A 23,898-nucleotide genomic window follows, 5' to 3' on the forward strand; every position below is an offset into this window, starting at 1 on the left:
TTCACTCGTTTTATCGTTTATACGAAACTTCTTGTACCGTTTTTCGGAACTTGATCAACATTAGGCTGGACACCAAACGTTGTCAATACATATTTCGTTTTCCGGTACGTTACGATTCTCTTTCTGAAATTTAGCCCGATGGACCCTTGCGGTTCACACGATCCGGCCGGCCATCGGCGACGACGGCGCCGCGGCGAAGCGGCGTGGAATGCGGCCGGCGAGGTAGGCATCGCGCCCCGCTTCGACAGCGAAGCGCATCGCCCGCGCCATCCGGATCGGATCGCGTGCGCCCGCGATCGCCGTGTTCATCAGCACGCCGTCGCAACCCAGCTCCATCGCGATCGCCGCGTCCGACGCGGTGCCGACTCCGGCATCGACGATCACCGGCACTTTCGCCTGCTCGATGATCAGCGACAGGTTCCACGGGTTGAGGATGCCCATGCCCGAGCCGATCAGGCTCGCGAGCGGCATCACCGCGACACAGCCGAGGTCCTCGAGGATGCGCGCCTGGATCGGGTCGTCGCTGCAATACACCATCACGTCGAAGCCGTCCTTCACGAGCGCCTCCGCCGCCTTCAGCGTCTCGGGCATGTTCGGGAACAGCGTCCTGTCGTCGCCGAGCACTTCGAGCTTGCACAGCGGGTGACCGTCGAGAAGCTCGCGCGCGAGCTGCAGCGTGTAGACGGCATCCGCCGCGGTGTAGCAGCCGCCGGTGTTCGGCAGGATCGTGAACCGGTCCGGTGGCACCGCGTCGAGCAGGCTCGGCTCGTTCGCGTGCTGGCCGATGTTCACGCGGCGGATCGTCACGGTGACGATCCCGGTGCCGCTCTCATCGACCGCCGCGCGCGTTTCGTCGAAATCGCGGTACTTGCCGGTGCCGACCAGGAGGCGCGACGCGTAGCTCCTGCCGGCGATCGTGAATCCTTCGTCCGCCTGCGGCGCGGCCCGCAAGGAGTCGTCCGGCGTGTCGTTCGGCTTCATGTTCTCGCTCCTTTTCTGATTGATTCCTAGCCGCCGCCAATGGCGACGACAATCTCGACGCGGTCGGCGACGCATAGCGCGCGCTTGCCCCAGCGAGGCGCCGGCACGACTTCGCGGTTCACCGCGACCGCGACGCGCTTGCCGACGAGCTCGAGGCTTGCGATCAGGTCGTGCAGCGTCGCGCCCGCGCCGAGCTGGTATGCGGCGCCATTGAGTTCGATCGTCAGGGATTCCACTTCGGGACCTCCGGTAAAACTTGGCGCCGCGTCGATGGGCGCGTTCGTGATGACTTTTCGGGGGCGTTCATGCGGTTCCTGTTGAGGGAGTCGTTGCGGATCGAACGAGTCTTACGCGAGCGCGCGGCTGACGAAGACCATCGCGAGCATGTAGGCGGCGACGAACAGCGCTTCGCCGGACAGCAGCGCGATCGGCTTCCAGCCGAGCTCGGCGAGCTTTTCGAGCGAAGTTTTCACGCCGAGCGCGGCGATCGAGATCACTAAGCACCAGCGCGAGACGTCCGAGCTGAGTGCGACGACCGGTTCGGGAATCCAGCCGAGACTGTTCAGCGTCGCAAGCGCGGCGAACGCGACGAGGAAGAGCGGCAGCACAGGGGTCTTCTTGCCGTTCGCGCCGTGCTCGCGCTTGCGCTCGGCGTGGAACATCATCGCGAGCACGACGACGACCGGCATCAGCATCGCGACGCGGAACATCTTCGCGAGCGTCGCCGCGTCGCCGACTTCGGGCGAAATGATCAGGCCCGCACCGACGACCTGCGCGACGTCATGGATCGAGCCGCCGAGGAAGAGGCCGGCCTCGCTGACGGACAGCCCCGCCGCCTTGACGACGAGCGGATAGAGCACCATCGCGACGGTCGAGAAGATCGCGACGCCGATCGCGGTCAATAGCGTGTAGCGCTCGTTGTCGCGCGTCGCCGGCAGCGTCGAGGAGATCGCGAGCGTCGCCGAGATCCCGCAGATCCCGGTGCCGCCGCCCGACAGCAGGCCGAGCATCGGCGGCAGGCCGAGGAGCCGTGCGAACAGCAGGCCGAACGTGATCGTCAGCACGACCGCGCCGACGAGCGCGCCGACGCCGACGAGACCGAGATCGCTGACGTCGGTCGCGACGATGCGGGCGCCGAGCAGCGCGACGCCGAAGCGCACGAGCTTTTTCGCGGAAGCCTCGATGCCCGGGATGCACTTCTCGCTGTCGGCGAGGAAATGGAATGCGATGCCGATCAGCAGCGCATAGAGAAACTGGGGTCCGCCGTAGTGATCGGACACGAAAGTCGCGGTGATCGCGATCACGGTGCAGAGCATGAAACCCGGCATCAGCACGCGCACCCCGTGGAACATCGCCGGTGGCGCGAAGGTGGTGTGAGTGGTCATGGGATCGAGCTCCGAAGTGGGATGTCGGGTAGGGACGCCGGCGCGCGAAGTGCCGTCGGCGTCCCGGCAGTCAGAACCGGTCAGACGTAGTCCTTGTACTTATCGAGGAGGCGCACAGGCTTGGACAGCGCGTCACGGCGGAATGGATCCCCGAGTTCGCGTGTGCACATGATCTCGATGATGCAGGTCTTGCCCTGAGTCATCTGCAGGTCGATCGCGCGCTGAAGCGCGGGGCCGACATCCTCGAGCCGATCCACAGTGATGCCCTCCGCGCCCATCGCACGGGCGATCGCCGCGAAGCTCTGGTTGTCGAGCTCGCCGGCGACGAAGCGGCGGTTGTAGAAGTCCACCTGGTTCTTCTTCTCCGCGCCCCACTGCCGGTTATGGAACACGACCGCGGTCACCGGAATGTTGTGGCGCACGCAAGTCATCGTCTCCATCAGGCTCATGCCCCACGCGCCGTCGCCGGCGTACGACACCGCCGGACGGTGCGGCGCGGCGACCTTCGCGCCAATGATCGTCGGGAACGCATAGCCGCAGTTGCCGAAGCTCATCGCAGCGAAGAAGCTCCGCGGCTTCTCGAAGCGCAGGTAGCTGTTCGCAACCGAGTTGATGTTGCCGATGTCGGTCGACACCATCACGTCGGGAGGCATCGCCTTTTCCAGCTCGCGCAGCACTTGGCGCGGATGCAGGTACTCGCCGCCGGAGAACGGACGCTCGTTCGCGTTCTCCTCGATCATGTCGAGGCTGAACGGGTCGCGCTCGTGCGTCCATTCGTCGAGCTCGCGCTCCCACGCCGCCTTCTCGGCGGCGATCTTGCCGGCGCGCTGCGCCTTCGTGGCGTCGCATTCGAGGGCACGGTCCGCCAGACGCTGCGTGAGCGCGACGGCCGCTGCCTTCGCGTCGCCGCAGATGCCGACGGAGATCTTCTTCACGAGGCCGAGCATCTTGTTGTCGGCGTCGATCTGGATGATCTTCGCGTTCTTCGGCCAGTAGTCCATGCCGTGCTGCGGCAGCGTGCCGAAAGGTCCGAGGCGCGAGCCGAGCGCGATCACGACATCCGCCTGGCTCATCAGCTTCATCGCCGCCTTCGAGCCTTGGTAGCCGAGCGGACCGCACCACAGCGGGTGGCTCGCCGGAAACGAGTCGTTGTGCAGGTAGCTATTGACGACCGGAGCCCCGAGCCACTCGGCGAGCGCCTTGCACTCCTCGATCGCGTCGGCCATCACGACGCCGCCGCCGGAGATGATCACCGGGAACTTCGCGGTCGCGAGGATCTCCGCCGCTTCGTTGAGGCTCTGCTCGCCGCCGGCGCCGCGATCGAGACGCGAGGGCTGCGGAATCTCGCACGTGATCTCGCCGTAGAAGTAATCGCGCGGAATATTGAGCTGGGTCGGCCCCATCTCACTCATCGCGCGATCGAAGCAGCGCCCGGTGAATTCGGCTATCCGCGCCGGGTTCGTCACGTGGCCCTGGTACTTCGTGAACTCTTGGAACATCGGCAACTGCTTGCACTCCTGGAAGCCGCCGAGGCCCATCGTCATGGTGCCGGTCTCGGGCGTGACGATCACGACGGGGCTGTGCGCCCAGTACGCCGCGGCGATCGACGTCACGCAGTTGCTGATGCCGGGGCCGTTCTGGCCGATCACGACGCCGTGGCGACCCGACACGCGTGAGTAGCCGTCAGCCATGTGCCCCGCGCCCTGCTCATGCACCACCGGAATCAGGCGGATGCCGGCCGGCGCGAAGATGTCCATCGCATCCATGAACGCCGATCCCATGATGCCGAACATGTCGGTCACGCCATTGGCAACCATCGTTTCGACGAAAGCCTCCGAGGGGGTCATCTTCTGCGGGCCGCTCACGACTTGGCGGGGGTCTTTTTCGCTCATCTTGCTGTCTCCTGCTCACAGGGTGGTGGGGAAGTTATCGATTCCGGCACTCTTCGTTCCGTTTTTCGATACTTGATCACAATGTAGCTGGAGGCCAGGGCGGCGTCAATACGTTATTTCAATTTTTAGAACTTATTGTCTCTTTATTCGAAATCATCATGAGCAAATTGGAGGCTCTCCCGCGACGAGTTCGCCGTGCGCCCGAGGATCTCGCCCGCCCCGAGCAGCACTGGCGGATGGGCGAAGAATGAAAACGGCACCCGAAACGGGTGCCGCCAAACAAGCGATCGGACGAACGCGAATCGCGGCCCGGAATCCGCCCGGGTGCGCGACGCGTTACCGCTTCTCGAATACCTGCATTTCCATCACGACCGGTTCGAACTGCGGTTTCGACCCCCAGAGGCATTTCGCCGCGTACGCAGCGAGCAGGATGCCGAGGCTCACGACGCCGAGCAGCAGCGGCGTGCGTTGCTCGGGAATGAAGGCCATCGCGACGACGATCGAAAGCATGCCGACGATCGCGACCCACGTGAGGTACGGGTAGCACCACATTTTCACGCGCAGCCGCGCCGGATCTTCCTTTTCGAGGCGGGCACGCAGGCGCAGCTGCGATACGGCGATCGACACATAGACGAAGATCGCGACGGTGCCGTACGAGTTGACGAGGAACGCGAAGACGGTGTCGGGCGACACGTAGGACATCACGACTGCGCCGTAACCGAACAGCGTCGCGGCGAGGATCGCCGGCACCGGCACACCGTTGCGGCTGACTTTCGCGAGCGTTTTCGGGGCGTCGCCGCGCTGCGTCAGCGCAAACAGCATCCGCGACGATGCATAGAGACCGGAGTTCAGCGCCGACAGCACCGCGATCAGCACGATCGCGTTCATGATGTGGGCGGCCGCCGGAATGCCCATTGCGTCGAGCGCGCTGACGTAGGGCGTCGCGATGCCGGCCGAATTCCACGGGATGAGGCAGACGACGAGCAATACCGATCCGACGTAGAAGCACAGCACCCGCGTGATCACCGAGTTCGTCGCCTTCGCGACCGCGCGTTGCGGCTCCGAGGTTTCGGCCGCAGCAACGGTGACGATTTCGGCGCCGAAGTAAAAGGCAGTCGCGGCGACCGCTCCGGTCAGCACCGGCACGATGCCGTTCGGCATGAAGCCGCCGTGCGCGGTGAGGTTCGACACGTTCGCTGACACGTCGGGCCACATGCCGAACACGTAGAGTCCGCCGAGGAACAGGAACACGACGATCGCCGCGACCTTGATCGACGCGAACCAGAACTCGAACTCGCCGAACGACTTCACCGACACGAGGTTCGTCATCGTCAGCGTGACGAGCAGCACGAGGCTGATGATCCACGCCGGCACGTCCGGCAACCAGTAGCGCACCAGCTCGGCCCCGGCGACCGCTTCGAGCGCGACGACGATGACCCAGAAGTACCAGTACATCCAGCCGGTGAGGAAACCGGCGAGATTGCCGACGACGGGTCGATCCGACCACGCGGCGCGCGCGAATTCGTAGAAGGCCCCGGTGGCGGGCATCGCCGTGGCCATCTCGCCGAGCATGCGCATCACGAGCACGACGAGTCCGCCGGTGAGCAGGAAGGACAGCACCGCGGCCGGCCCCGCGGACTTGATCACGACGCCGCTGCCGACGAAGAGTCCCGCACCGATGACGCCGCCGAGCGCAATCATCGTCATGTGCCGCTGCTTGAGGCCGTGCTGCAGCCCGCCCGAATTTACCGCTTTCGATTCCATGTCTCTCTCCTCGTTGGCTGCGGGCTTCGAGGCCACGCTCCGAAGTGCCAGGTGCGGCGCGGTCGTGACGGCCCATCATGCGGCCGGCGCGACGCCGGCCCTGTGCTGCGCCTTATCTGTTCATCCAGCGCTTTTATCGAAATCTAGGACGGGTCGGTGAGTTCGTCAATATCTTATTTCTATTTTCGGAACCCCTTGTATCTTTAATCGGAACGTCCTTATCATGAGCCGAATAGAAAACCCAGGAGACCGCCGTGATGGAACTCGCGCTCGACCAACCTAACTGCCACGTGTGCGTGCGCTCGGTGTTCGGTATCGATTCGGACCTCGAAGTCCCGGCCTTCGCGATGCGCGACGACCACGTGCCGGAGATCGACCCGGCCTACCGCTTCAACCCCGACGTGACGCTCGCGATCCTCGCGGGCTTCACCCGCGACCGGCGCGTAATGGTTCAGGGCCTGCATGGAACGGGAAAGTCGACGCATATCGAGCAGGTGGCCGCGCGGCTGAACTGGCCATGCGTGCGCGTGAACCTCGACGGCCACATCAGCCGGCTGGACCTCGTCGGCAAGGACACGATCGTTGTCCGCGACGGCAAGCAGGTCACCGAATTCCAGGAAGGCATCGTCCCGTGGGCGCTGCAGCGGCCGATCGCGCTGATCTTCGACGAGTACGACGCCGGCCGGCCCGACGTGATGTTCGTGATCCAGCGCATCCTCGAGCGCGACGGCAAGTTCACGCTGCTCGACCAGAACCGCGTGATCCGCCCGCATCCGTACTTCCGCCTGTTCGCGACGTCGAACACTGTCGGTCTCGGCAACCTGTCGGGCCTCTATCACGGCACGCAGGTGCTCAACCACGCGCAGATCGACCGCTGGAACATCGTCGCGACGCTGAACTACCTGCCGCCCGCTGAAGAAGTCGCGATCGTGCTCGCGCGCGTGCCGGCGAAGAACTGCGAGAGCGGCCGCAAGCTCGTCGCCGCGATGGTCGCGGTTGCCGATCTGACGCGCAAAGGCTTCGCCGCCGGCGACCTGTCGACGCTGATGTCGCCGCGCACGGTGATCACGTGGGCCGAGAACTGCGAGATCTTCCGCAACCCGGCGCTCGCATTCCGGCTGTCCTTCCTCAACAAGTGCGACGAGGTCGAGCGGCCGATCGTCGCCGAGTACTACCAGCGCTGCTTCGGTGAGGAGCTCGCCGAATCGTGGATGCTCGACCCGGCGGCGCAGTGATGCCGAGCGTTCAGGAGTCGGCTCGGCGCCAGCAGAAAGTCGAGGCGCTGTGCGCCGCGATGTTGCGCGCGCTGACCGGCAAGCCGGCACTGCATTACCGCGGGCGGCGCCTGTACGCGGGCGAGCGGCGGGTGCCGGTGCACGCGCCGCACCTCGCGGTCGATCCCGGCGCCGACGGTTTCACGGACTGCCGCGCGGCCGCCGACGGCGTTGCGCTGCGCCTGCTGCATTCGGATGCGACGCTGCACGCGAGCCTGTGCCCTGCCGATCCCGTCGAGCGCCTCGTGTTCGAGCTCGTCGAGCAGTTGCGCGTCGAGACGCTTGCGCCTGCGCAGATGCCGGGCCTCGCGGCGAACCTGCATGCGCGCTTCGCCAACTGGTCGCGCGCGTTCCACCGCTCCGGTCTCACCGAAGGCAGCGTCGGCATCCTGCTCTACACCGTCACGCAGATGTGCTGGTCGCGGCTGAACTCGCGCCGCGTGCTCGAAGAGACCGAGGATTACATCGAGAGCACGCGGATGTCGCTCGTCGCGGCGCTCGGCACCTCGCTCGCGGGCATCCGCCGCGAGCGGCGCGAGCAGCGCGCCTATGCGACCCACGCGCTCGAGATTGCACGCGTCGTCGGCGAGCGCGTGTGCGCCGAGCGGGCGGCGGCGCAGGACGGCGACGCCGAAACGCAGGACAAGGATGACGTGAAGCGCGGTTTCGCGCTGCTGCTCGACTTCGACGATGGCGACGCCGCCGGCGACGGCATCGCCGCGGCGACGACCGGCGCGAGCAAAGTGTTCGAGGACGCCGCGCTCGCGTACCGCGTGCATACGACGCGCTTCGACACCGAGATCGCCACCGCCACGCTCGTGCGCCGCGCGTTGCTCGCGGAATACCGCGAGCAACTCGACCGGCGTGTCGCCGAACAGGGCGTCAATCTCGCCCGCCTCGCGCGCGGACTCGCCGCGGTGCTCGCGCGTCCGGCACAGGAGGGCTGGCGCTTCGGCGAGGAGGAAGGCCACATCGACGGGCGGCGCCTCGCCCAGCTCATCAGCTCGCCGGGCGAGCGCCGCGTGTTCCGCCGCGAGCGCCACGTCCCGCAGGCCGACTGCGTCGTGAGCTTCCTGCTCGACTGCTCCGGGTCGATGAAGACGTACATCGAGCCGGTTGCGGTGATGCTCGACGTGCTGATCCGCGCGCTAGGGATGATCGACGTCGCGACCGAGCTGCTCGGGTTCACGACCGGCGCCTGGAACGGCGGCCGCGCATATCGCGACTGGATGAACCGCGGTCGCCCTCGCCATCCCGGGCGACTCAACGAGGTCTGCCACCTGGTGTTCAAGGAGGCCGATCGCGGCTGGCGCCGCGCACGCGCCGACATCGCCGCGCTGTTCAAGGGCGACCTGTTCCGCGAAGGCATCGACGGCGAGGCGGTCGACTGGGCATGCAACCGGCTGCTCGCGAGGAGTGCGTCGCGCCGCATCCTGGTCGTGATCTCCGACGGCTGCCCGTCCGACAGCGCGACCGGCCTCGCGAACGACCCGTTCTACCTCGACAACCACTTGAAAGATGTTGTCGCACGGCGCGAACGCGAAGGCCAGGTCGAGATCGTCGGCATCGGCGTCGGGCTCGACCTGAGCCCGTTCTATCGCCGCAGCCTCGCGACCGACATGACGCAGGGGCTCGACAACGCGCTCTTTGCCGACATCGTGCAACTCATCGGCGGGTCGCGACGGCGCTGAGCGCCGGCCTCGCCCGAGCAATCAAAGCGAAGGACGAAGACTGGAGTGCCGCCTGAGCGGACCGCCGGGCGAGGCTGAAGCTCAAGCCGCCGCGCCGCCGGCCGCGCCCCTTCTCGACTGCCGCCCGCCGTCGTCCCGCTGGTCGGCGCGGCGCGCGAGCGACGCGTCAAGCGCCGCGCGATCGTCGGGCGACAACGCGAGGCCGAGGGCCCCGAGGCGACGCAGCGTGTCGTCGAGCTCCCACGGCGCCGCGATCATGCGTTTCCTCCCGCTCCGCATCTGCACGTGCAGCCAGTAGCCGTCGGCCTCGGCTGCAGCGCGAAGATAAAGCCGCGCGACATTGTCCGGCTGCGCTTCGACCCACGCGAGCCCTTCGTGCTTGCGCCGCCGCCCGGCCACCCATGCAAGCGTCAGTGCGACGATGACCGCAGCAGCGGCGAGGATCAGTTCGAGCATCGGATTCTCCTTTCGCAAATGACTTGCCATACCCGGCAAGGGAGCGGGCATCGCAACCACGGAACGGAGAATAAGACCGGATGCGGTTATAAGGAGCGTATATCCTTAGCGCCTCTTTTCATATGGACCCCACGGCGCCCGTGCGGACGTGCCGCGCAATCGTGCGTAATTGCGACCCGTCGTGAAACGAGCCGGAGCGCGGACGTCGTCGCGCTCGCGTTCCTGTTGCCCCTGTCGCTGCGCGCAGACGAAAACGCCGGGAGGCGCGAGCCCCCCGGCATGAACGACCCCGCTGAAACCGGCGAAGGACGCGGCCGCGCGCTCCGTCAGCGCATGTCGACCGCCGGTTTCAGCTGCGCGACTGCCCGCTTCCTTCGGCCGATCCACGCAGCCGAGAGTGCGCTCACGAGCCCCGCGAACAGCACGTACGCGCACACCAGCCACGGCTCGCCGCCGCCTTTCTGCAGTAGGTAGGTCGCGATGATCGGCGTGATCCCGCTGGCGAAGATGCCCGAGAACTGATAGACGAACGAAATGCCGGAATAGCGCACCTTCGCGTCGAAGAGCTCGGAGAACAGCGCGGCTTCCGGCCCATAGACTGACGCGTAGAACACGCCGAACGGGATGATGATCGCCAGCCACACCGTCAGCATGTCGGCGTTGCTGTGCTTCATGAACCAGAAGCCGGCGAACGCGGACAGGCCGGTCAGCAGCGAACCCCAAAAGTAGATTCGCGTGCGTCCGATCTTGTCCGACAGCCCTCCGAACAGCGGAATCGTGAAGATCATCACGAACGCGGCCGCCATCACGCCGAGCAGTGCGTCGGTGCGGCTGAGGTTCAGCGTCTGCGTGAGGTACGCGATCGAGAACACGCCGAACACGTTGAAGAACACGCCATCGATGTAGCGGGCGCCCATCCCCGCCAGCACGTTGCCCGGATACTTCGTGATCACCTCCTTGATCGGCAGCTTGATCTCCTCGCCGCCCTCCTTCACTTTCTTGAACTCCGGCGTCTCCATCACGTTCAGGCGGATGTACATGCCAACCGCAACGAGCAGGAAGGACAGCACGAAAGCGGCGCGCCAGCCCCACGACAGGAACTGCTCCTCGCTCAACGCCCACGACAACCCGGCCACGACGCCCGACGCCAGGCACAGGCCGAGCGCAAGGCCGATTTGCGGGATGCTGGCGTAGAAACCGCGCTTTTCCTTCGGCGCGTATTCGAACGCCATCAACACTGCGCCACCCCACTCTCCCCCGAGGCCGATGCCTTGCGCGATGCGCAGCACGAGCAGGATCAGCGGCGCCCAGATGCCGATCTGATCGTAAGTTGGGACGAGCCCGATCAGCACCGTCGACACCCCCATGATCATCAGCGTCATCACGAGCATGCTCTTGCGGCCGAGCTTGTCGCCGAAGTGGCCGAAGATCACGCCGCCGAGCGGCCGGCTGAGAAAGCCGACCGCGAAAGTCCCGTACGCGAGCATCGTCGAGACGAGCGGGTCCGACGCCGGAAAATAGAGCTTGTTGAATACGATCCCGGCGACGACGCCGTACAGAAAGAAGTCGTACCACTCGATCGTCGCACCGATCAGGCTCGCGGTGACGACCCTGCGTACTTCCTTCGAATCCCTGGTTGCAGAACGGCTCATGTTTGTCTCCTCTGTACTTCCTTTTATAGGGGGGTGTGGCAGTCGTTTTCAGATCAGTGCGGGCTCTCCCCCCGTGACGATCGACGCAGGCCGTGCCCGCGCGTCGGCGAGAATCATGTCGGCGGCCTTTTCCGCGATCATGATCGTCGGCGCATTGGTGTTGCCGGACACGATCTCCGGCATGATTGAGGCATCGACGACGCGCAGCCCGACGAGCCCGCGCACGCGCAGGCGGTCATCGACGACGGCCATCGCGTCCGCGCCCATCTTGCAAGTGCCCGCCGGGTGGTAGATCGACTGGCTGAAGCGGCGCGCGGCGTCGAGAAGCTCGTCGTCGCTGCGATAGCCCGCGCCCGGCACGAACTCCGAAATGATGTGCGGGCTCATCGACGGCGATGTGGCGATCCGCCGGGCGACCTTGATGCCGCCGATGATGATCGGATGGTCGCGCTCGTCGGCAAGGTAGTTCGGGTGGATCGCCGGGTAACGCAACGGGTCGGCCGAGCGGATTTCGACACGTCCCCGGCTGTAGGGACGCAGCTGGCACACCGACGCGGTGAAAGCCGAGAACGGATGCGCGCCCTCGCCCGGCTTGTCGGCGCTCAGCGGCTGCATGTGGAACTGGATGTCGGGCCGCTCGACGCCGGGCGCCGAGCGCGTGAAGATCGCGACTTGGCTCGCCGCGAGCGTCAGCGGCCCGCTGCGCGACACCATGTACTGCAGCCCGATCCACAGCTTGTGGATCGGGCTGTTGACCTCGTCGTTGAGCGTGCGCTGACGCGTCTTGAAAACGAGGCGGACCTGCAGGTGATCCTGCAGGTTTTCGCCGACGCCCGGCAGGTGATGCACGACCGGCACGCCGACGCCCGCAAGGAGATTCAGCGGGCCGACGCCGGAGCACTGCAGGATCTGCGGCGAGCCGATCGCGCCCGCAGCGAGGATCACTTCGCGCTGCGCTCGGACCTGACGCAGTTGCCCGCCCTGGCGGAACTCGACCCCGACCGCGCGCTTGCCTTCGAACAGCACCCGCGTCGTCTGTGCATGGGTCTCGACCAGGAGGTTCGCACGCTTGCGCGCCGGGCGCAGGAAAGCCTTCGCCGTACTGCAGCGAAAGCCCTTGTGTGCGGTCTGCTGGAAATAGCCGACGCCTTCCTGGCTCGCACCGTTGAAGTCGGGGTTGAACGGGATGCCGAGGTCGCGCGCGCCGGCGATGAAATAGTCCGCGATCGGTCGGCGCAGCCGCAGGTCGGACACCTTCAGCGGCCCGCCGGCGCCGTGGAACTCGGACGCGCCGCGTTCCTGGTCCTCGGATTTCCGGAAATACGGCAGAACCTCGTCGTAGCTCCAGCCCTTGTTGCCGAGCGCGGCCCAGCGGTCGTAGTCCTCGCGCTGGCCACGCACGTACAGCAAGCCGTTCAGCGAGCTCGATCCGCCGAGCACCTTGCCGCGCGGCCACTGCAGCTTGCGCCCGGCGATGCCTTCGTCCGGCTCGGTGACGAAGCACCAGTCGAACTTCGGGTCGTGCATCGTCTTGAAATAGCCCACTGGAATGTGGATCCATGGATTGCTGTCGGGCCCTCCGGCCTCGAGCAGCAGCACGCGTACGCTGGGGTCGGCGGAGAGCCGGTTCGCGAGCACGCATCCCGCTGAGCCTGCACCCACGACGACGTAGTCGACGGTGTCCCGCATGGTTGTTGTCTCCTGGTTGTACCGACCGCAGGGGATGGCTCCTTCGCGTATCGGAATTTAGAATTTATGGAACGCCGCGTTTCACTTGCGGACGTTTCAACTATTCCGCACAGTGCAAGGCGGAGACAACAGCGAACTGCATGGGGGACGCCAAGTGAAACAAGCCTCGTCCGATCCGTTTCAAAATCGCAGTGCAACATGGCCGAACGACGAGTTCGACGACGACGAATCGCCCGACGTCGGCGGCGAGGACGTGCGGGTGCTGCGTGCGTTGAACGTGCTGGAACAGCTTTCCGCGTCCGCGAACCCGGTGACTCTCGCGGTGCTCGCGCACCGTCTGCGGGTGCCGAAGCCCACGTTGATGCGGCTGCTGCGCGCGATGGAAATCGCCGGCTATGTGCTGCGCGGGCCGGCTGCCAGCGGTTTCGTCGCCGGGCCGCGAGCCGCCGCGCTTGCGCTGCGCACCCTGCGCGGTCCGGACCTGCGCCGTCACTGCCGCTCGATCCTGCGGCGGCTGGTCAACCGCCTTGGCGAGACCTGCAACCTGACCGTCCCGGACGGCGCGCGTGTGCTGTACGTCGAGCGCGTCGAAACGAGCGAGCCGCTGCGCCTGCACCTGACGCCCGGAAGCTGGGTGCCGCTGCACTGCACCGCGAGCGGCAAGCTCTTCCTCGCGTCGATGTCGCTGCTCGAGCGCAGGCGCACGCTCGCGCATCTGCCACTGACGCGGGCGGCGCCGCGCACCCTCGTCGACCGCGACGCGCTCGACACCGAGCTCGACCGCCTTGTCCGGCTCGGCATCGGCGTCGATAACGAGGAGTTCGTGCGCGGCATGATCGCGGTCGCCGTGCCGGTGTTCGACAAGGACCGCAAGGTCGTCGCGGCGGTTGCGTGCCACGCGCCGACCGCGCGGTTGTCGCTCGACGAGCTTCTGACCTGCGTGCCTCATCTGCGCACAGCTGCGGACGAGATGACGTCGGTGCTGTCGCCGGCGGTGACGTCGGCGTGACGGATGGCCGTCAGGCCGTGAAACTCCTGAGCGCCGAGACGACGAGGCTCACGCCGATCGCGACGAGCGTGAGCGACGCGATGCGGCGCATCGTGCGCGGCGCAAGCGCCGGCGGATACCGCCTGCCCGCGAGCGTCGCGAGCGCGACCAGCGGAAGCGTGAAGGCGGCGAGTGTCAGGATCTCGGCATCGAAGCCGCCCTGCGCGGCGATGAACAGCGAGCGCGTGCCGGCCGTCACGGCAAACAGCAGTAGCAGCATGTTGCGCACCACGGCCGGCTCCATCGGCTGGCGGTAGAACTGGAAAATCAACGGCGGTCCGGCGATGCCGAAGAGTCCGCCGCTGAGCCCGGACAGGAAGCCGCTCGCGAAGAAGCTGCGCTCGGACGAGCGCGTGGCGAGCGTCGCCGGACGCAGCGAGAACGTGATGCTGCCGTGCAGGATCACGACGCCGAGCAGGAGTTGCAGCAGGTTCGACGCCGTGCCGCTGAGGAAGTCGAGCAGCAGCACGCCGGCGAGAATCGCCGGCAGGATTCCGAGCGACGCGGCACCGGCCGCGCGCCAGTCGATATGGTGCAGCCGGCCCGGCAATGCGCACGCGCTGTTCGCGACCGAGATCAGGCTGACGACAGTCGCGACCGTCGCGATCGACGCGAGGCCGAAGCCGCTGGTCGCTCCCATCACGATCATTCCGAGCCCGAAGCCGGTGACGGTCTGGAAATAGGTCGCGAGCGCGATGACCGCGAGCAGCGGGAGCAGCGTCTCGAGGTTCATCGCCGGACGCCCGATCGGTGGCGACCGGCGATCCGCCCGCGCTGCGCCGTGGCGCCCGGCACGATGCAGGCCGCCGAGGAAAGCAGCAGCCGGTTCATGCCGTCTCGCGAACCACCGCCGGCGCGCCCGACAGCGCCAATTCGGCGATGCGCCGCCGCTGCGCCGCCGCGTGCCCCTGCATGACCGTGACGGCGATGACGTGGAAGACGTCGTCGACGCTACAGCCGCGCGACAGGTCGTTCGCCGGCTTCGCGAGCCCCTGCAGCAGCGGGCCGATCGCGACTGCCCCGCCGACGCGTTCGGCGAGCTTGTAGCCGATGTTGCCCGCCTCGAGGTTCGGGAACACGAGCACGTTCGCGCGGCCGCCGACCTGCGAATCCGGAATCTTCCGGCTCGCGATCTCGGCGACGATCGCCGCATCGAGCTGCACGTCGCCGTCGATCGCGAGGTCCGGGCGCTGCGCGCGGACCCGTCGCGCAGCATCCGCGACCTTGTCGACGGCGGCGTGCTTTGCGCTGCCGCCGGTCGAAAACGACAGCATCGCGACGCGCGGCTCTTCCATCAGCAGGCTGCGCGCACTGTCGGCCGCCGCCATCGCGATCTCCGACAGCGCTTCGGCATCCGGATCGATGACCAGGCCGCAGTCCGAGAAGATCAGGCCGCCCTTGAGACTGTGGAACGACTCGCACAGCATCATCAGGAAGAAGCTCGACACGAGCTTGAACGACGGGTCCGGACCGACGACCTGGATCGCGGTGCGGACGACGTCGGCGCTCGTGCGCACTGCGCCCGCGACCGAACCGTCGACGTGGCCGAGCCGCAGCATCAGGTTCGCGAAGCACAGCGGATCGAGCACCGCGCGCCGCGCCTCTTCAAGGCTCATGCCCTTGTTCCGCCGCAACGCGTGAAGCTCGTCGGCGAAACCGGCGGCGAGTGCGGAGTCGGTCGGGTCGACCAGCTCGGCGCCCTCGAGATCGATGCCTTCCGCTTCGGCGCATTTCCGTATCGCAGCACGGTCGCCCACGACGACGATATGCGCGATGCCGGCGCAAACGGCCCGCTCAGCCGCGCGGAGGATGCGCGGATCGTCGCCTTCGCTGAGCACGACCCGTCCGGGCCGGGCGCGAGCCTCATCGACGATCCGGTGGATTGCTTTCATTCGTTTCATCCTCAAAAAATCGCCGGAACGGCTGAAACGTGGCCGTTCCGGCCAAAATCCCTGCCCCGTGCCGGGGCAGAGGAGGGAGGCTTGGATTCACGCGTCCGCCGCCTCGTTGGGGACGCGCGCAAAACCGTAGTCGAGGTCGGCGGACGCGTTCGACTGCGCTGCAACCGCCAAGCTTTATTTTGCTTATTTTTCAATTTGCGATACTTAATGTTCCGTTTTTTTAAACATGTTGCGAATCTAGGCGGCCTCGTAGCGATCGTCAACTGTTATTTCCATAAACCGGTACGGGGAGTATTATTTAGTGAAATACCGAAGCCAGGAGGCTCCACATCATGAAGAACACGGCAAGCTTGCGCGCCGAACCCGGCCGGCTCGACGGCGACACCCCGACGATGCGGCTTTTCAGCCTGCTCGAAGTGATCGCCGAGAAGGATGAGACGTTCTCGCTGCAGAGTCTCGTCGAGGAGACGGGGCTGCCGAAGCCGACACTGCACCGGATGCTGCAGCAGCTCGAATCGGAAGGCATGCTCCAACGCGAAGGCGACGGCCGCCACTACAGCACCGGCGTGCGGCTGCGGCGCCTCGCCGAGAATCTCCTCCTCAACAGCACGACGCACGGCGCGCGCCACGTCGTGCTGCGCCAGCTCGTCGAGGAAGTCGGCGAGAGCTGCAACATCACCGCGTTCTCCGGCAGCGAAGTCATGTACCTCGACCGACTGGAATCGCCGGCGCCGTTGCGCTTCTACCTCCAGCCCGGTTCACGTGTGCCGGTGCACTGCTCCGCGACCGGCAAGTTGTTCCTTGCACAGATGACGCCCGCACAACGGCGCCGCCTGCTCGCACATGTTCCGCTCGAGAAATTCACCGCCAACACGATCACGGATTTCGACGCGCTCGAACGCGAAATCGAGGAGGTCAAGCGCAACGGATACGCGCTCGACAACGAGGAATTCCTGCCGGGTTTGCAGTGCATCGGAGTGCTGGTTCCGTCGGAGGGCCGTCACTGCAACATGGGCCTTGCGATTCAGGCCCCGATCATGCGCTTTCCGCGGGAGAAGGCGCTTAGCTTCCTGCCCGCCCTCGAGCGGGCGGCTGAGGCTTTGGCGAGCATCGAGCGCAGTGGCGCAGCAGAGCGGCGACGCCACGAAGCGTAGTCGAAGACAATGCTGCTCTCACTTGCGGTAATACGGGCGGGCTACAGGCGTTCGGACGCTCCACAGGGGCTGCTGCATCAGGGCGTTTGCATCTGCGTCCTGTTCAGCCGAAAACACCGTCCGGCTCCTGCCCGCTGGACGGCATTCGTAAGCCGGCGCCCAACTGCTGCCGTTCATCACAATTACCTCTGAAACGCCGCGTTTCCTGCTCCTGAGCGACACGTCCCGACCGAGGCTGTGTGAAAACACCGTGAACCATCCCGCCAGGGTTCTGTCTATGCATAAAGCATGGTTTGAGGTGGGCGATGAAGCGATACATCGAAGGGAAGAGTCGGGCGCAGATGGTGTTGATGCCCGAATCACTGGATGACTTCATTGGTGAAGACAATCCGGTGCGGGTGATCGACCTGTTTGTCGATGAACTGGATTTGCAAGGTCTGGGGTTCGCGTCTGCGCAGCCTGCCGTCACGGGACGGCCGGGCTACCACCCGGGCTTGCTGCTCAAGCTTTACATCTACGGCTATCTGAATCGGGTTCAGTCCAGCCGCCGACTTGAGCGGGAGGCCCAGCGCAACGTTGAAGTCATGTGGCTCACGGGGCACTTGACGCCCGACTTCAAGACCATTGCCGATTTCCGTCGAGACAATGGCATCGGCATTCGCAACGCCTGCAAGCAGTTCATCGCGTTGTGCCGCGAGCTGGACCTGTTCAGCCATGCGGTGGTGGCCATCGATGGAGCCAAGTTCAAGGCCGTGAACAACCGGGATAAGAACTTCACGCCGCACAAACTGGAGCAGCGCATCAAGCAGATCGAGGAAAGCATCGAGCGCTACCTGCACGCCTTGGATACCGCCGATCGCACGCAGCCTGCGGAGGTGGAAGCCAAGACGAAGAACCTGAAAGAGAAACTCGTCCGGCTCAGAAAGCAGATGCGTTACCTGCAGGAGATGGGCGAGCGCCTGCGCCAGGCCCCCGATGAGCAGGTCTCGCTGACCGATCCGGACGCCCGCTCCATGGCGACCAGCGGTCGTGGCACCGGGATGGTCGGTTACAACGTGCAGGTCGCGGTCGATACCGAGCATCACCTGATCGTCGCGCACGATGTCGTGAATCTCGGTCATGATCGTACGCAACTCGCCTCGATGGCCATGCAGGCCAAGGTGGCGATAGATGAAGAAACCCTGGAGGTGCTTGCTGATCGTGGCTACTACAAGGGGCCGGAAATTCTGGCCTGTGAGCAGTCAGGCATTACGCCCTTCGTGCCCATGACGATGACCAGCGACAACAAGGCGCGTGGCCTGTTCGACAAGCGCGACTTCGTCTAACCCGATCAGGATGCGTACCGCTGCCCCAGCGATCAGTTATTGTCACGTCATCATCAGTCTGTCGAGCAGGGGTTGGTCATCCACACCTATTACAACCTGGGTGCATGCATGCAATGCCCCATCAAGGCGCGGTGCACGACCGCGGAGAAAGAGCGCCGAGTTCGGCGCTGGGAGCATGAGGCCGTATTGGAGTCCATGCAGCGTCGCCTCGATGCCTGCCCCGGCAAGATGCGACAGCGGCGCAGCACGGTTGAGCATGTGTTCGGGACCCTGAAGTCCTGGATGGGCGCCACGCACTTCCTTACGAAAACCCGACCACGTGTGCAGACGGAGATGAGCTTGCATGTGATGGCGTACAACCTACGCCGGATCATCAGCCTGTACGGCCCAAAAGGCGCAATGAATGCGCTGCGGTGGGCCGCAGCTTGATGTAAAACCGACCCAATTCCCTGCCCGAATTGCCCTGCTGGACGCGGTGCAGGCTCTGATCACGCCCATTCGGCCGGAAAACCACGCGCCTATCGCACTCGACTGAACTCTACCTGCCTGCGTTCATTGCAATTGCGTTTCCACACAGCCTCGACCCGTTGCTGTCATTAGCCGAAAGCTAACGCAGCGGCCGGCCCGATAATGCCAATCACATCAAGCCGGGTTCATCATCGCATCGCGACTGGCCGCCTTTTCGGAGGCACGCCCATCAGGATCTTCCGGACCGGAATCTCCATCTTCTTGCCGGTCAATGTGTACGGAACGGCGTGGACGCTGTGGATCGCGTGCGGCACTGGCGCGGGCTGCAGTCGGTCCGCAGGCGGGACGCAATCTTCGCCTCCAGCGCCGCGTCGAGGACGACACCGTCGACGAGGCGCACGAACAGTGGCATTCGGCTCAGCGATGGGTGTAGATCGCGCTGCGTTTGGCGACGAAGGCCGCCATGCCTTCCTTTTGGTCCTGCAGCCCGAAGGTCGCGTGGAAACTCCGTCGCTCGAACAGCAGGCCTTCCGACAGGCCCGATTCGAAGGCGCGGTTCACCGACTCTTTGATCATCATCGCGACCGGGAGCGAAAAGGCAGCGATCCGCGCGGCTGCTTCGAGCGCTTCGTCGAGCAGGCGCTCGGGGGGGACGATGCGCGATACGAGTCCGACACGCTCGGCTTCCTGCGCATCCATCATCCGGCCAGTCAGGCACATGTCCATCGCCTTCGCCTTGCCGACCGCGCGCGGCAGCCGTTGCGTGCCGCCCGCGCCCGGCAGCACGCCGAGCCGGATCTCGGGCTGGCCGAACCGGGCGTCCTCGGCGGCGATGACGAAGTCGCACGTCATCGCCAGCTCGCAGCCGCCGCCGAGCGCGAAGCCCCGAACCGCTGCGACGACGGGCTTGCGGACGCGGGCGAGCCGGTCCCAATTGCGCGACACGTAGTTCGTCTTGTAGACATCCATGAAACTCCATTCCGCCGTCGCGCCGATGTCGGCGCCGGCGGCGAAGGCCTTTCCGGCGCCGGCGATGACGATGGCGCCGATGCCGTCGTCGGCGTCCATCGCCTCGAGTTCGTCGCCGAGCTGGTCAATGAGGGCGTCGCTCAACGCGTTGAGCCGGTCGGGCCGGTTCAGCGTGAGCAGGCCGACGCGGCCTCGGCGCTCGGCCAGGACCAGCGGTTCGGCGAGCTTGCCGATTGAATCGTGGAGGTCGGTCACGGCTTTCTCCCTGTATTCGTGACGGGCATCACATGCCCAGATAAGCCTTCTTCACCTGTTCGTCGTGCAGCAGCTCCGGCCCAGGACCGCTCAGGATCGTGTGGCCGGTCTCGATGACATAACCGATGTCGGCGATCGCCAACGCCGCGTGCGCGTTCTGCTCGACGAGGAAGATCGTGATGCCCTCGGCCTTGAGGCGCCTGATGACGCGAAAGATCTCCTCGACAAGCAACGGCGCGAGGCCCATCGAAGGCTCGTCGAGCAGCAGCAGCTTCGGCCGTCCCATCAACGCGCGCGCCATCGCGAGCATCTGCTGCTGCCCGCCGGAGAGCGTCCCCGCGGGCAGCGCGCGCTTCTCCTTCAGGATCGGGAAGATGCCGTACATGCGCTCGAGGTCCTGCTCGATCTCGCGATCACGGCGGACGTAGGCACCCAGGCGCAGGTTGTCCTCGATGCTCATCGGGCTGAACACCTGCCGCCCTTCGGGCACTTGGCAGATGCCGGCGCGCACGCGTTTTTCCGGGACGAGACGCGTGATGTCCTCGCCCCGGAAGCGCACCGCCCCGCTCGAAGCGGGCTGCACGCCGGAGATCGTGCGCAGCAGCGTCGTCTTGCCGGCGCCGTTCGCCCCCACCAGCGCGACGAGCTGGCCCTGCTTCACGTCGAGGTCGATACCGTGCAGCGCCTGGATGCGGCCGTAGTGCGAGGTCAAGCAGCGGATCTCGAGGACGGTTTCGCGCACCGGCTGGGCGGGGGCGAGGAAGGACGGCGTCTCGCGCCGGCCGCCGAGACCGACGGGCTCGGGCGCGAGCGCGATGATGCGGGCCTTGAGCATGTCGAGCTCACCCCGGGCGCGGCTGCCGAACAGCGGATCTTCGTCGGCCGCGAAGGCTTCGTCGATGCGCTCCCAGTCCTCGGCCGTCAGCGCGCGGCGTGCGGAGGGAATGACCGTCGTTTCCTCGAAGCGCATGTGCTGGCGCAGGTGCTCGGCGAACTCGCGCAAGGCGTCGAGGAAGACCTGCTGGTCGCCGCGTCGGCCCTCGCGGAACGTCACCGCCAGTGCATGGACGCGGTCGCGGTGGGCCGGGCCGTCGCGGTGCTCTGCTTCGAGCCGGGCGATGGCTTCCGCCGCAGCCGGATCCCTGCGCCGCAGGGCCGGGAACAGAAACTCGTCTTCCTTGCGGTGATGGATGCGGTCGATGTACGCGTCCAGGTATTCCAGCAGCTCCAACGTCGTCGCGGCCGCGGCCCGCGCGTCGCGGTCGGCGGCAATGGCTTCGCCCAGCGCGTCGAGGGCCGTCGCGACGCGCCACATCCCGCGGTGCTCCGCCTGGATGACGTCGATCGCCAGCATCCGTGATTCAAGAACTTCCATGGAGGGCTCCTTCAGGCAGATGCGCCGAGATAGGCGGCGATGACGTCGGGGTTCTCGCGGATCTCGGCGGCGCTGCCTTCGGCAAGCTTGCGGCCGTAGTCGAGCACGAGGATGTGGTCCGACAGGTTCATGACGAGCTTCATGTCGTGCTCCACGAGGACGACCGTGACGCCAGAATCCGCGACCTTGCGGATCAGCGCCTCGATCTCGGCCGTCTCCGTGTGGTTGAGGCCGGCGGCCGGCTCGTCGAGCAGCAAAAGCTTGGGCTTGGCCGCGAGGGCGCGCGCGATTTCGAGGCGCTTCAGCGCCCCGTAGGACATCTGGCTCGCGTGCGCGTCACGGTACCGGCCGACGCCGACGAACTCCATCAGCCGCGCGGCCTCGTCGCGGCACTCGGCATCCGCCTTCGCCAGCCCCGGCAGCCGGAACAGCCCCGCGAGCAAGCTGGTGCCGAGGCGCAGGTGGGCGCCGACCATGACGTTCTCGATCGCGCTCATGTTCATGCACACCTGCAGGTTCTGGAACGTGCGGCTCATGCCGCGCCGCGCGAGTCGGTCGGGGCTCTCGCCCCCCGCAGATGCGTCGTCGAACAGGATTTCCCCGCTGGTCGGCGTGTAGATGCCCGTGATGAGGTTGAAAAGCGTCGTCTTGCCGGCGCCGTTCGGGCCGATCACGGCGTGGATCGTCCCCGCCCGCACCGTGAAGGACACATCCTGCACCGCCTTCACGCCGCCGAACGTCTTCGAGAGGTTGCGGACTTCGAGCATCACGCGGCCCTCCCGGCGAATTTCAGGCGCAGCGTCGGCAAGATGCCGCGCGGCAGGAAGATCATCGTCAGCATCAGGATCAGGCCGAAGACGACCGTCTCCCAGCCCTCGAACGCCGACAGCAGCTGCGGCAGCAGCGTCAGCACGACGGCGCCGAGGATCGAGCCGAACACCGACGCCATGCCGCCGAGCACGACCATGGTCACGAGCTCGATCGAATGGAAGAAGCCCGCGACGCCCGGCGTGAGGAAGCCGACGTAGTGGGCGGTGACACTGCCCATGACGCTGGCGACGACGGCCGAGAGCACGAAAACTCTCACCTTGAACGAGGTCGTATCCACGCCCGCGACGCGGGCCGCGATCTCGGCGCCGTGGATGGCCTGCAGCGCGCGACCGGCGGGCGCGTCGATGAGGTTCAGCGCCGCGCGGGTGACGAGCAGAAGGATGAGCACAACGACGACGTACCACGCCTGCTCGCCCACGATCTGCATCCCGAACAGGCTGAACGCGTCGACCGGCATGCCGTCGGGTCCGCCGGTAAGATCGGTCTCGTTGACGACCACCATCGACAGGATGATGCCGAGGCCGAGCGTCGCCATCGCAAGGTAATGCCCCTTCAGCTTCAGGATCGGGCGCGCGACCGCGAAGGCGAGGCCTGCGGTGGCGACCGCCCCGATGATCAGCGCGAGGCCGGACGGCAGGCCGTAGCGGCTGGTAAGGATCGCCGACGCGTAGGCGCCGATGCCGAAGAAGCCGGCGTGGCCAAGGCTGATCTGACCGGTGTAGCCGATCAGGAGGTTGAGCCCGACGGCGATCGTGGCGTTGATCGCCATCCGGATCGCGAGGTCGTAGTAGTACCCGTTCGTCAGCGCCAGCGGCAGCACCGCCAGCACGAACGCGAGAAACAGGAATCCGCGTGTGGTCGGCTTCATGGTCATACCCGGTCGGTGGCCTTCTTCCCGAACAGGCCCTGCGGCAGGAAGAAGAGGATGAGGAGGATCAGCACGAAGGGCATCGCGTCCTTGTACGCGGACGAGATGTAGCCGGCAGTCATCGCCTCGACGATGCCCAGCAGCAGCCCGCCGACGATCGCGCCGAAGCCGCTGCCCAGACCGCCCAGCGCCGCCGCGACGAAGCCCTTGAGGCCCATCATGATCCCGACGTCGTAGCTGGTGTAGGTCATCGGCGCGACGAGGATGCCGCCGACGGCGCCGAGCGCCGCGGACAGCCCGAAGGCCAGCAGCAGGATGAAGCGCGTATTGATGCCGACGAGCTGTGCCGCAAGCTTGTTGCAGGAGGTCGCGAGCACCCCCTTGCCGAGCGTCGTGCGGCCGAAGAACAGCCCGAGCGCGAGCACGACGACGAGCGTCACGCCCATGACCCATAGGCTCTGCGGCATCAGGGTCGCCCCGAAGATGACGAGCGGGTCCTCGCCGGAGAAAGCCGGCAGCGCGTGGTTGCCCTTGCCGAGGAACACTTCCGCAAGGCCGCGCAGCGTGAGCGAGGCGCCGATCGTGATGATGACCAGCGTGACGACTTCGGAATTGCCGGCCGGCTCGATCGCGAGCTTCTCGACGATCAGCCCGGCTGCCGCGGCGACCAGCACCGCGAGCGCGATCGCGAGCGGCAGCGGGACGCCCGCCTGCACGAGCAGCGCCGCGGACATGCCGCCCAGCATGATGAACTCGCCCTGCGCGAAGTTGATCACGCCGGACGCGCTGTAGATGAGTGAGAAACCGACCGCCGCCAGCGCATACATCGCGCCGACGGTGAGGCCGGAGAAGAGGAACTGCAGAAGTTCGGACAGCACGGAATGCCTCCTTCGGATTTCGGGACGAACGGAGCTACGCTG

Annotated in this window: 19 protein-coding genes and 1 pseudogene; 5 read left to right on the forward strand and 15 right to left on the reverse strand. The window is 66.0% G+C overall.

What is annotated here, in order from left to right:
* Positions 1-153: 153 nt before the first annotated feature.
* The 5 genes from GO608_RS18225 to GO608_RS18245 form a co-directional block, all read right to left on the reverse strand.
* Entirely contained in the window at positions 154-981 is an 828-nt protein-coding gene (locus GO608_RS18225; RefSeq protein ID WP_169198596.1) for a thiazole synthase, read from the reverse strand.
* Between the two features lie 26 nt (positions 982-1,007).
* Entirely contained in the window at positions 1,008-1,217 is a 210-nt protein-coding gene (gene thiS / locus GO608_RS18230) for a sulfur carrier protein ThiS (protein ID WP_281505761.1), read from the reverse strand.
* A 111-nt stretch (positions 1,218-1,328) separates the two neighbouring features.
* Complete coding sequence (locus GO608_RS18235; RefSeq protein ID WP_169198611.1) at positions 1,329-2,333, reverse strand: YeiH family protein; 1,005 nt, start codon at positions 2,331-2,333, stop codon at positions 1,329-1,331.
* A 113-nt stretch (positions 2,334-2,446) separates the two neighbouring features.
* The gene (gene xsc, locus GO608_RS18240) at positions 2,447-4,258 is read right to left on the reverse strand and encodes a sulfoacetaldehyde acetyltransferase (RefSeq protein WP_169198597.1); all 1,812 of its coding nucleotides are present in this window, start codon (positions 4,256-4,258) and stop codon (positions 2,447-2,449) included.
* A 336-nt stretch (positions 4,259-4,594) separates the two neighbouring features.
* Positions 4,595-6,022 carry an amino acid permease gene (locus tag GO608_RS18245; protein ID WP_169198598.1) on the reverse strand — a complete coding sequence of 476 codons (1,428 nt, stop codon included), beginning with the start codon at positions 6,020-6,022 and terminating at the stop codon, positions 4,595-4,597.
* Positions 6,023-6,279: 257 nt separating this feature from the next.
* On the opposite strand from GO608_RS18245, the gene GO608_RS18250 reads away from it, so the two are divergent.
* Positions 6,280-7,257 (forward strand): AAA family ATPase, encoded by a 978-nt coding sequence (locus GO608_RS18250; RefSeq protein WP_169198599.1) that lies wholly within the window; start codon positions 6,280-6,282, stop codon positions 7,255-7,257.
* Entirely contained in the window at positions 7,230-8,987 is a 1,758-nt protein-coding gene (locus GO608_RS18255) for a cobaltochelatase CobT-related protein (RefSeq protein WP_247003301.1), read from the forward strand. The genes GO608_RS18250 and GO608_RS18255 overlap by 28 nt, the downstream gene beginning before the upstream one ends.
* Before the next feature lie 81 nt (positions 8,988-9,068).
* Here the strand turns inward: GO608_RS18255 and GO608_RS18260 are convergent, their stop codons facing one another.
* The 3 genes from GO608_RS18260 to GO608_RS18270 all read right to left on the reverse strand — a co-directional run bounded on the left by GO608_RS18260 (position 9,069) and on the right by GO608_RS18270 (position 12,784).
* Positions 9,069-9,443, reverse strand: coding sequence for a hypothetical protein (locus GO608_RS18260; RefSeq protein ID WP_169198600.1), 375 nt, complete (start codon positions 9,441-9,443; stop codon positions 9,069-9,071).
* Between the two features lie 326 nt (positions 9,444-9,769).
* Positions 9,770-11,095 (reverse strand): MFS transporter, encoded by a 1,326-nt coding sequence (locus GO608_RS18265; protein WP_169198601.1) that lies wholly within the window; start codon positions 11,093-11,095, stop codon positions 9,770-9,772.
* Between the two features lie 48 nt (positions 11,096-11,143).
* Positions 11,144-12,784: a GMC family oxidoreductase gene (locus tag GO608_RS18270; RefSeq protein WP_169198602.1), complete on the reverse strand. Its 1,641-nt coding sequence runs from the start codon at positions 12,782-12,784 to the stop codon at positions 11,144-11,146.
* 154 nt (positions 12,785-12,938) lie between these two features.
* Between GO608_RS18270 and GO608_RS18275 the strand changes: the two genes are divergently transcribed.
* The gene (locus GO608_RS18275) at positions 12,939-13,793 is read left to right on the forward strand and encodes an IclR family transcriptional regulator (protein ID WP_169198603.1); all 855 of its coding nucleotides are present in this window, start codon (positions 12,939-12,941) and stop codon (positions 13,791-13,793) included.
* A 10-nt stretch (positions 13,794-13,803) separates the two neighbouring features.
* Here the strand turns inward: GO608_RS18275 and GO608_RS18280 are convergent, their stop codons facing one another.
* Both GO608_RS18280 and pta read right to left on the reverse strand, forming a co-directional pair.
* Positions 13,804-14,565 carry a sulfite exporter TauE/SafE family protein gene (locus GO608_RS18280; protein ID WP_169198604.1) on the reverse strand — a complete coding sequence of 254 codons (762 nt, stop codon included), beginning with the start codon at positions 14,563-14,565 and terminating at the stop codon, positions 13,804-13,806.
* 94 nt (positions 14,566-14,659) lie between these two features.
* Positions 14,660-15,724 (reverse strand): phosphate acetyltransferase, encoded by a 1,065-nt coding sequence (pta, locus tag GO608_RS18285; protein WP_169198605.1) that lies wholly within the window; start codon positions 15,722-15,724, stop codon positions 14,660-14,662.
* A 341-nt stretch (positions 15,725-16,065) separates the two neighbouring features.
* On the opposite strand from pta, the gene GO608_RS18290 reads away from it, so the two are divergent.
* The gene (locus tag GO608_RS18290) at positions 16,066-16,887 is read left to right on the forward strand and encodes an IclR family transcriptional regulator (RefSeq protein WP_169198606.1); all 822 of its coding nucleotides are present in this window, start codon (positions 16,066-16,068) and stop codon (positions 16,885-16,887) included.
* Positions 16,888-17,192: 305 nt separating this feature from the next.
* Positions 17,193-18,641: pseudogene (locus GO608_RS18295) on the forward strand (IS1182 family transposase).
* Positions 18,642-19,097: 456 nt separating this feature from the next.
* Here GO608_RS18295 and GO608_RS18300 read toward each other — a convergent pair.
* Genes GO608_RS18300 through GO608_RS18325 form a run of 5 tightly spaced genes read right to left on the reverse strand, consistent with a single transcriptional unit; the run spans position 19,098 to position 23,856 of the window.
* On the reverse strand, positions 19,098-19,904 hold the full coding sequence (locus tag GO608_RS18300) for an enoyl-CoA hydratase (RefSeq protein WP_281505762.1): 807 nt from the start codon (positions 19,902-19,904) through the stop codon (positions 19,098-19,100).
* Between the two features lie 28 nt (positions 19,905-19,932).
* Positions 19,933-21,279, reverse strand: a complete 1,347-nt coding sequence (locus GO608_RS19725; RefSeq protein ID WP_425532311.1) for an ATP-binding cassette domain-containing protein — start codon at positions 21,277-21,279, stop codon at positions 19,933-19,935.
* Positions 21,280-21,290: 11 nt separating this feature from the next.
* The gene (locus tag GO608_RS18315; protein WP_169198520.1) at positions 21,291-22,046 is read right to left on the reverse strand and encodes an ABC transporter ATP-binding protein; all 756 of its coding nucleotides are present in this window, start codon (positions 22,044-22,046) and stop codon (positions 21,291-21,293) included.
* Entirely contained in the window at positions 22,046-22,978 is a 933-nt protein-coding gene (locus tag GO608_RS18320; RefSeq protein WP_169198511.1) for a branched-chain amino acid ABC transporter permease, read from the reverse strand. The genes GO608_RS18315 and GO608_RS18320 overlap by 1 nt, the downstream gene beginning before the upstream one ends.
* A 2-nt stretch (positions 22,979-22,980) precedes the next feature.
* The gene (locus GO608_RS18325) at positions 22,981-23,856 is read right to left on the reverse strand and encodes a branched-chain amino acid ABC transporter permease (RefSeq protein ID WP_169198510.1); all 876 of its coding nucleotides are present in this window, start codon (positions 23,854-23,856) and stop codon (positions 22,981-22,983) included.
* Positions 23,857-23,898 lie beyond the last annotated feature (42 nt).

The sequence above is a fragment of the Aromatoleum buckelii genome, assembly GCF_012910785.2.
GTDB classification, from domain to species: domain Bacteria; phylum Pseudomonadota; class Gammaproteobacteria; order Burkholderiales; family Rhodocyclaceae; genus Aromatoleum; species Aromatoleum buckelii.

Bases quoted from the DNA above. Each gene is read 5' to 3' on its own strand.
- GO608_RS18225 (WP_169198596.1), bottom strand. From the start codon at position 981: ATGAAGCCGAACGACACGCCGGACGACTCCTTGCGGGCCGCGCCGCAG.
- GO608_RS18235 (WP_169198611.1), bottom strand. From the start codon at position 2,333: ATGTTCCACGGGGTGCGCGTGCTGATGCCGGGTTTCATGCTCTGCACC.
- xsc (WP_169198597.1), bottom strand. From the start codon at position 4,258: ATGAGCGAAAAAGACCCCCGCCAAGTCGTGAGCGGCCCGCAGAAGATG.
- GO608_RS18245 (WP_169198598.1), bottom strand. From the start codon at position 6,022: ATGGAATCGAAAGCGGTAAATTCGGGCGGGCTGCAGCACGGCCTCAAG.
- GO608_RS18250 (WP_169198599.1), top strand. From the start codon at position 6,280: ATGGAACTCGCGCTCGACCAACCTAACTGCCACGTGTGCGTGCGCTCG.
- GO608_RS18260 (WP_169198600.1), bottom strand. From the start codon at position 9,443: ATGCTCGAACTGATCCTCGCCGCTGCTGCGGTCATCGTCGCACTGACG.
- GO608_RS18265 (WP_169198601.1), bottom strand. From the start codon at position 11,095: ATGAGCCGTTCTGCAACCAGGGATTCGAAGGAAGTACGCAGGGTCGTC.
- GO608_RS18270 (WP_169198602.1), bottom strand. From the start codon at position 12,784: ATGCGGGACACCGTCGACTACGTCGTCGTGGGTGCAGGCTCAGCGGGA.
- GO608_RS18280 (WP_169198604.1), bottom strand. From the start codon at position 14,565: ATGAACCTCGAGACGCTGCTCCCGCTGCTCGCGGTCATCGCGCTCGCG.
- pta (WP_169198605.1), bottom strand. From the start codon at position 15,724: ATGAAAGCAATCCACCGGATCGTCGATGAGGCTCGCGCCCGGCCCGGA.
- GO608_RS18290 (WP_169198606.1), top strand. From the start codon at position 16,066: ATGAAGAACACGGCAAGCTTGCGCGCCGAACCCGGCCGGCTCGACGGC.
- GO608_RS19725 (WP_425532311.1), bottom strand. From the start codon at position 21,279: ATGGAAGTTCTTGAATCACGGATGCTGGCGATCGACGTCATCCAGGCG.
- GO608_RS18315 (WP_169198520.1), bottom strand. From the start codon at position 22,046: ATGCTCGAAGTCCGCAACCTCTCGAAGACGTTCGGCGGCGTGAAGGCG.
- GO608_RS18320 (WP_169198511.1), bottom strand. From the start codon at position 22,978: ATGAAGCCGACCACACGCGGATTCCTGTTTCTCGCGTTCGTGCTGGCG.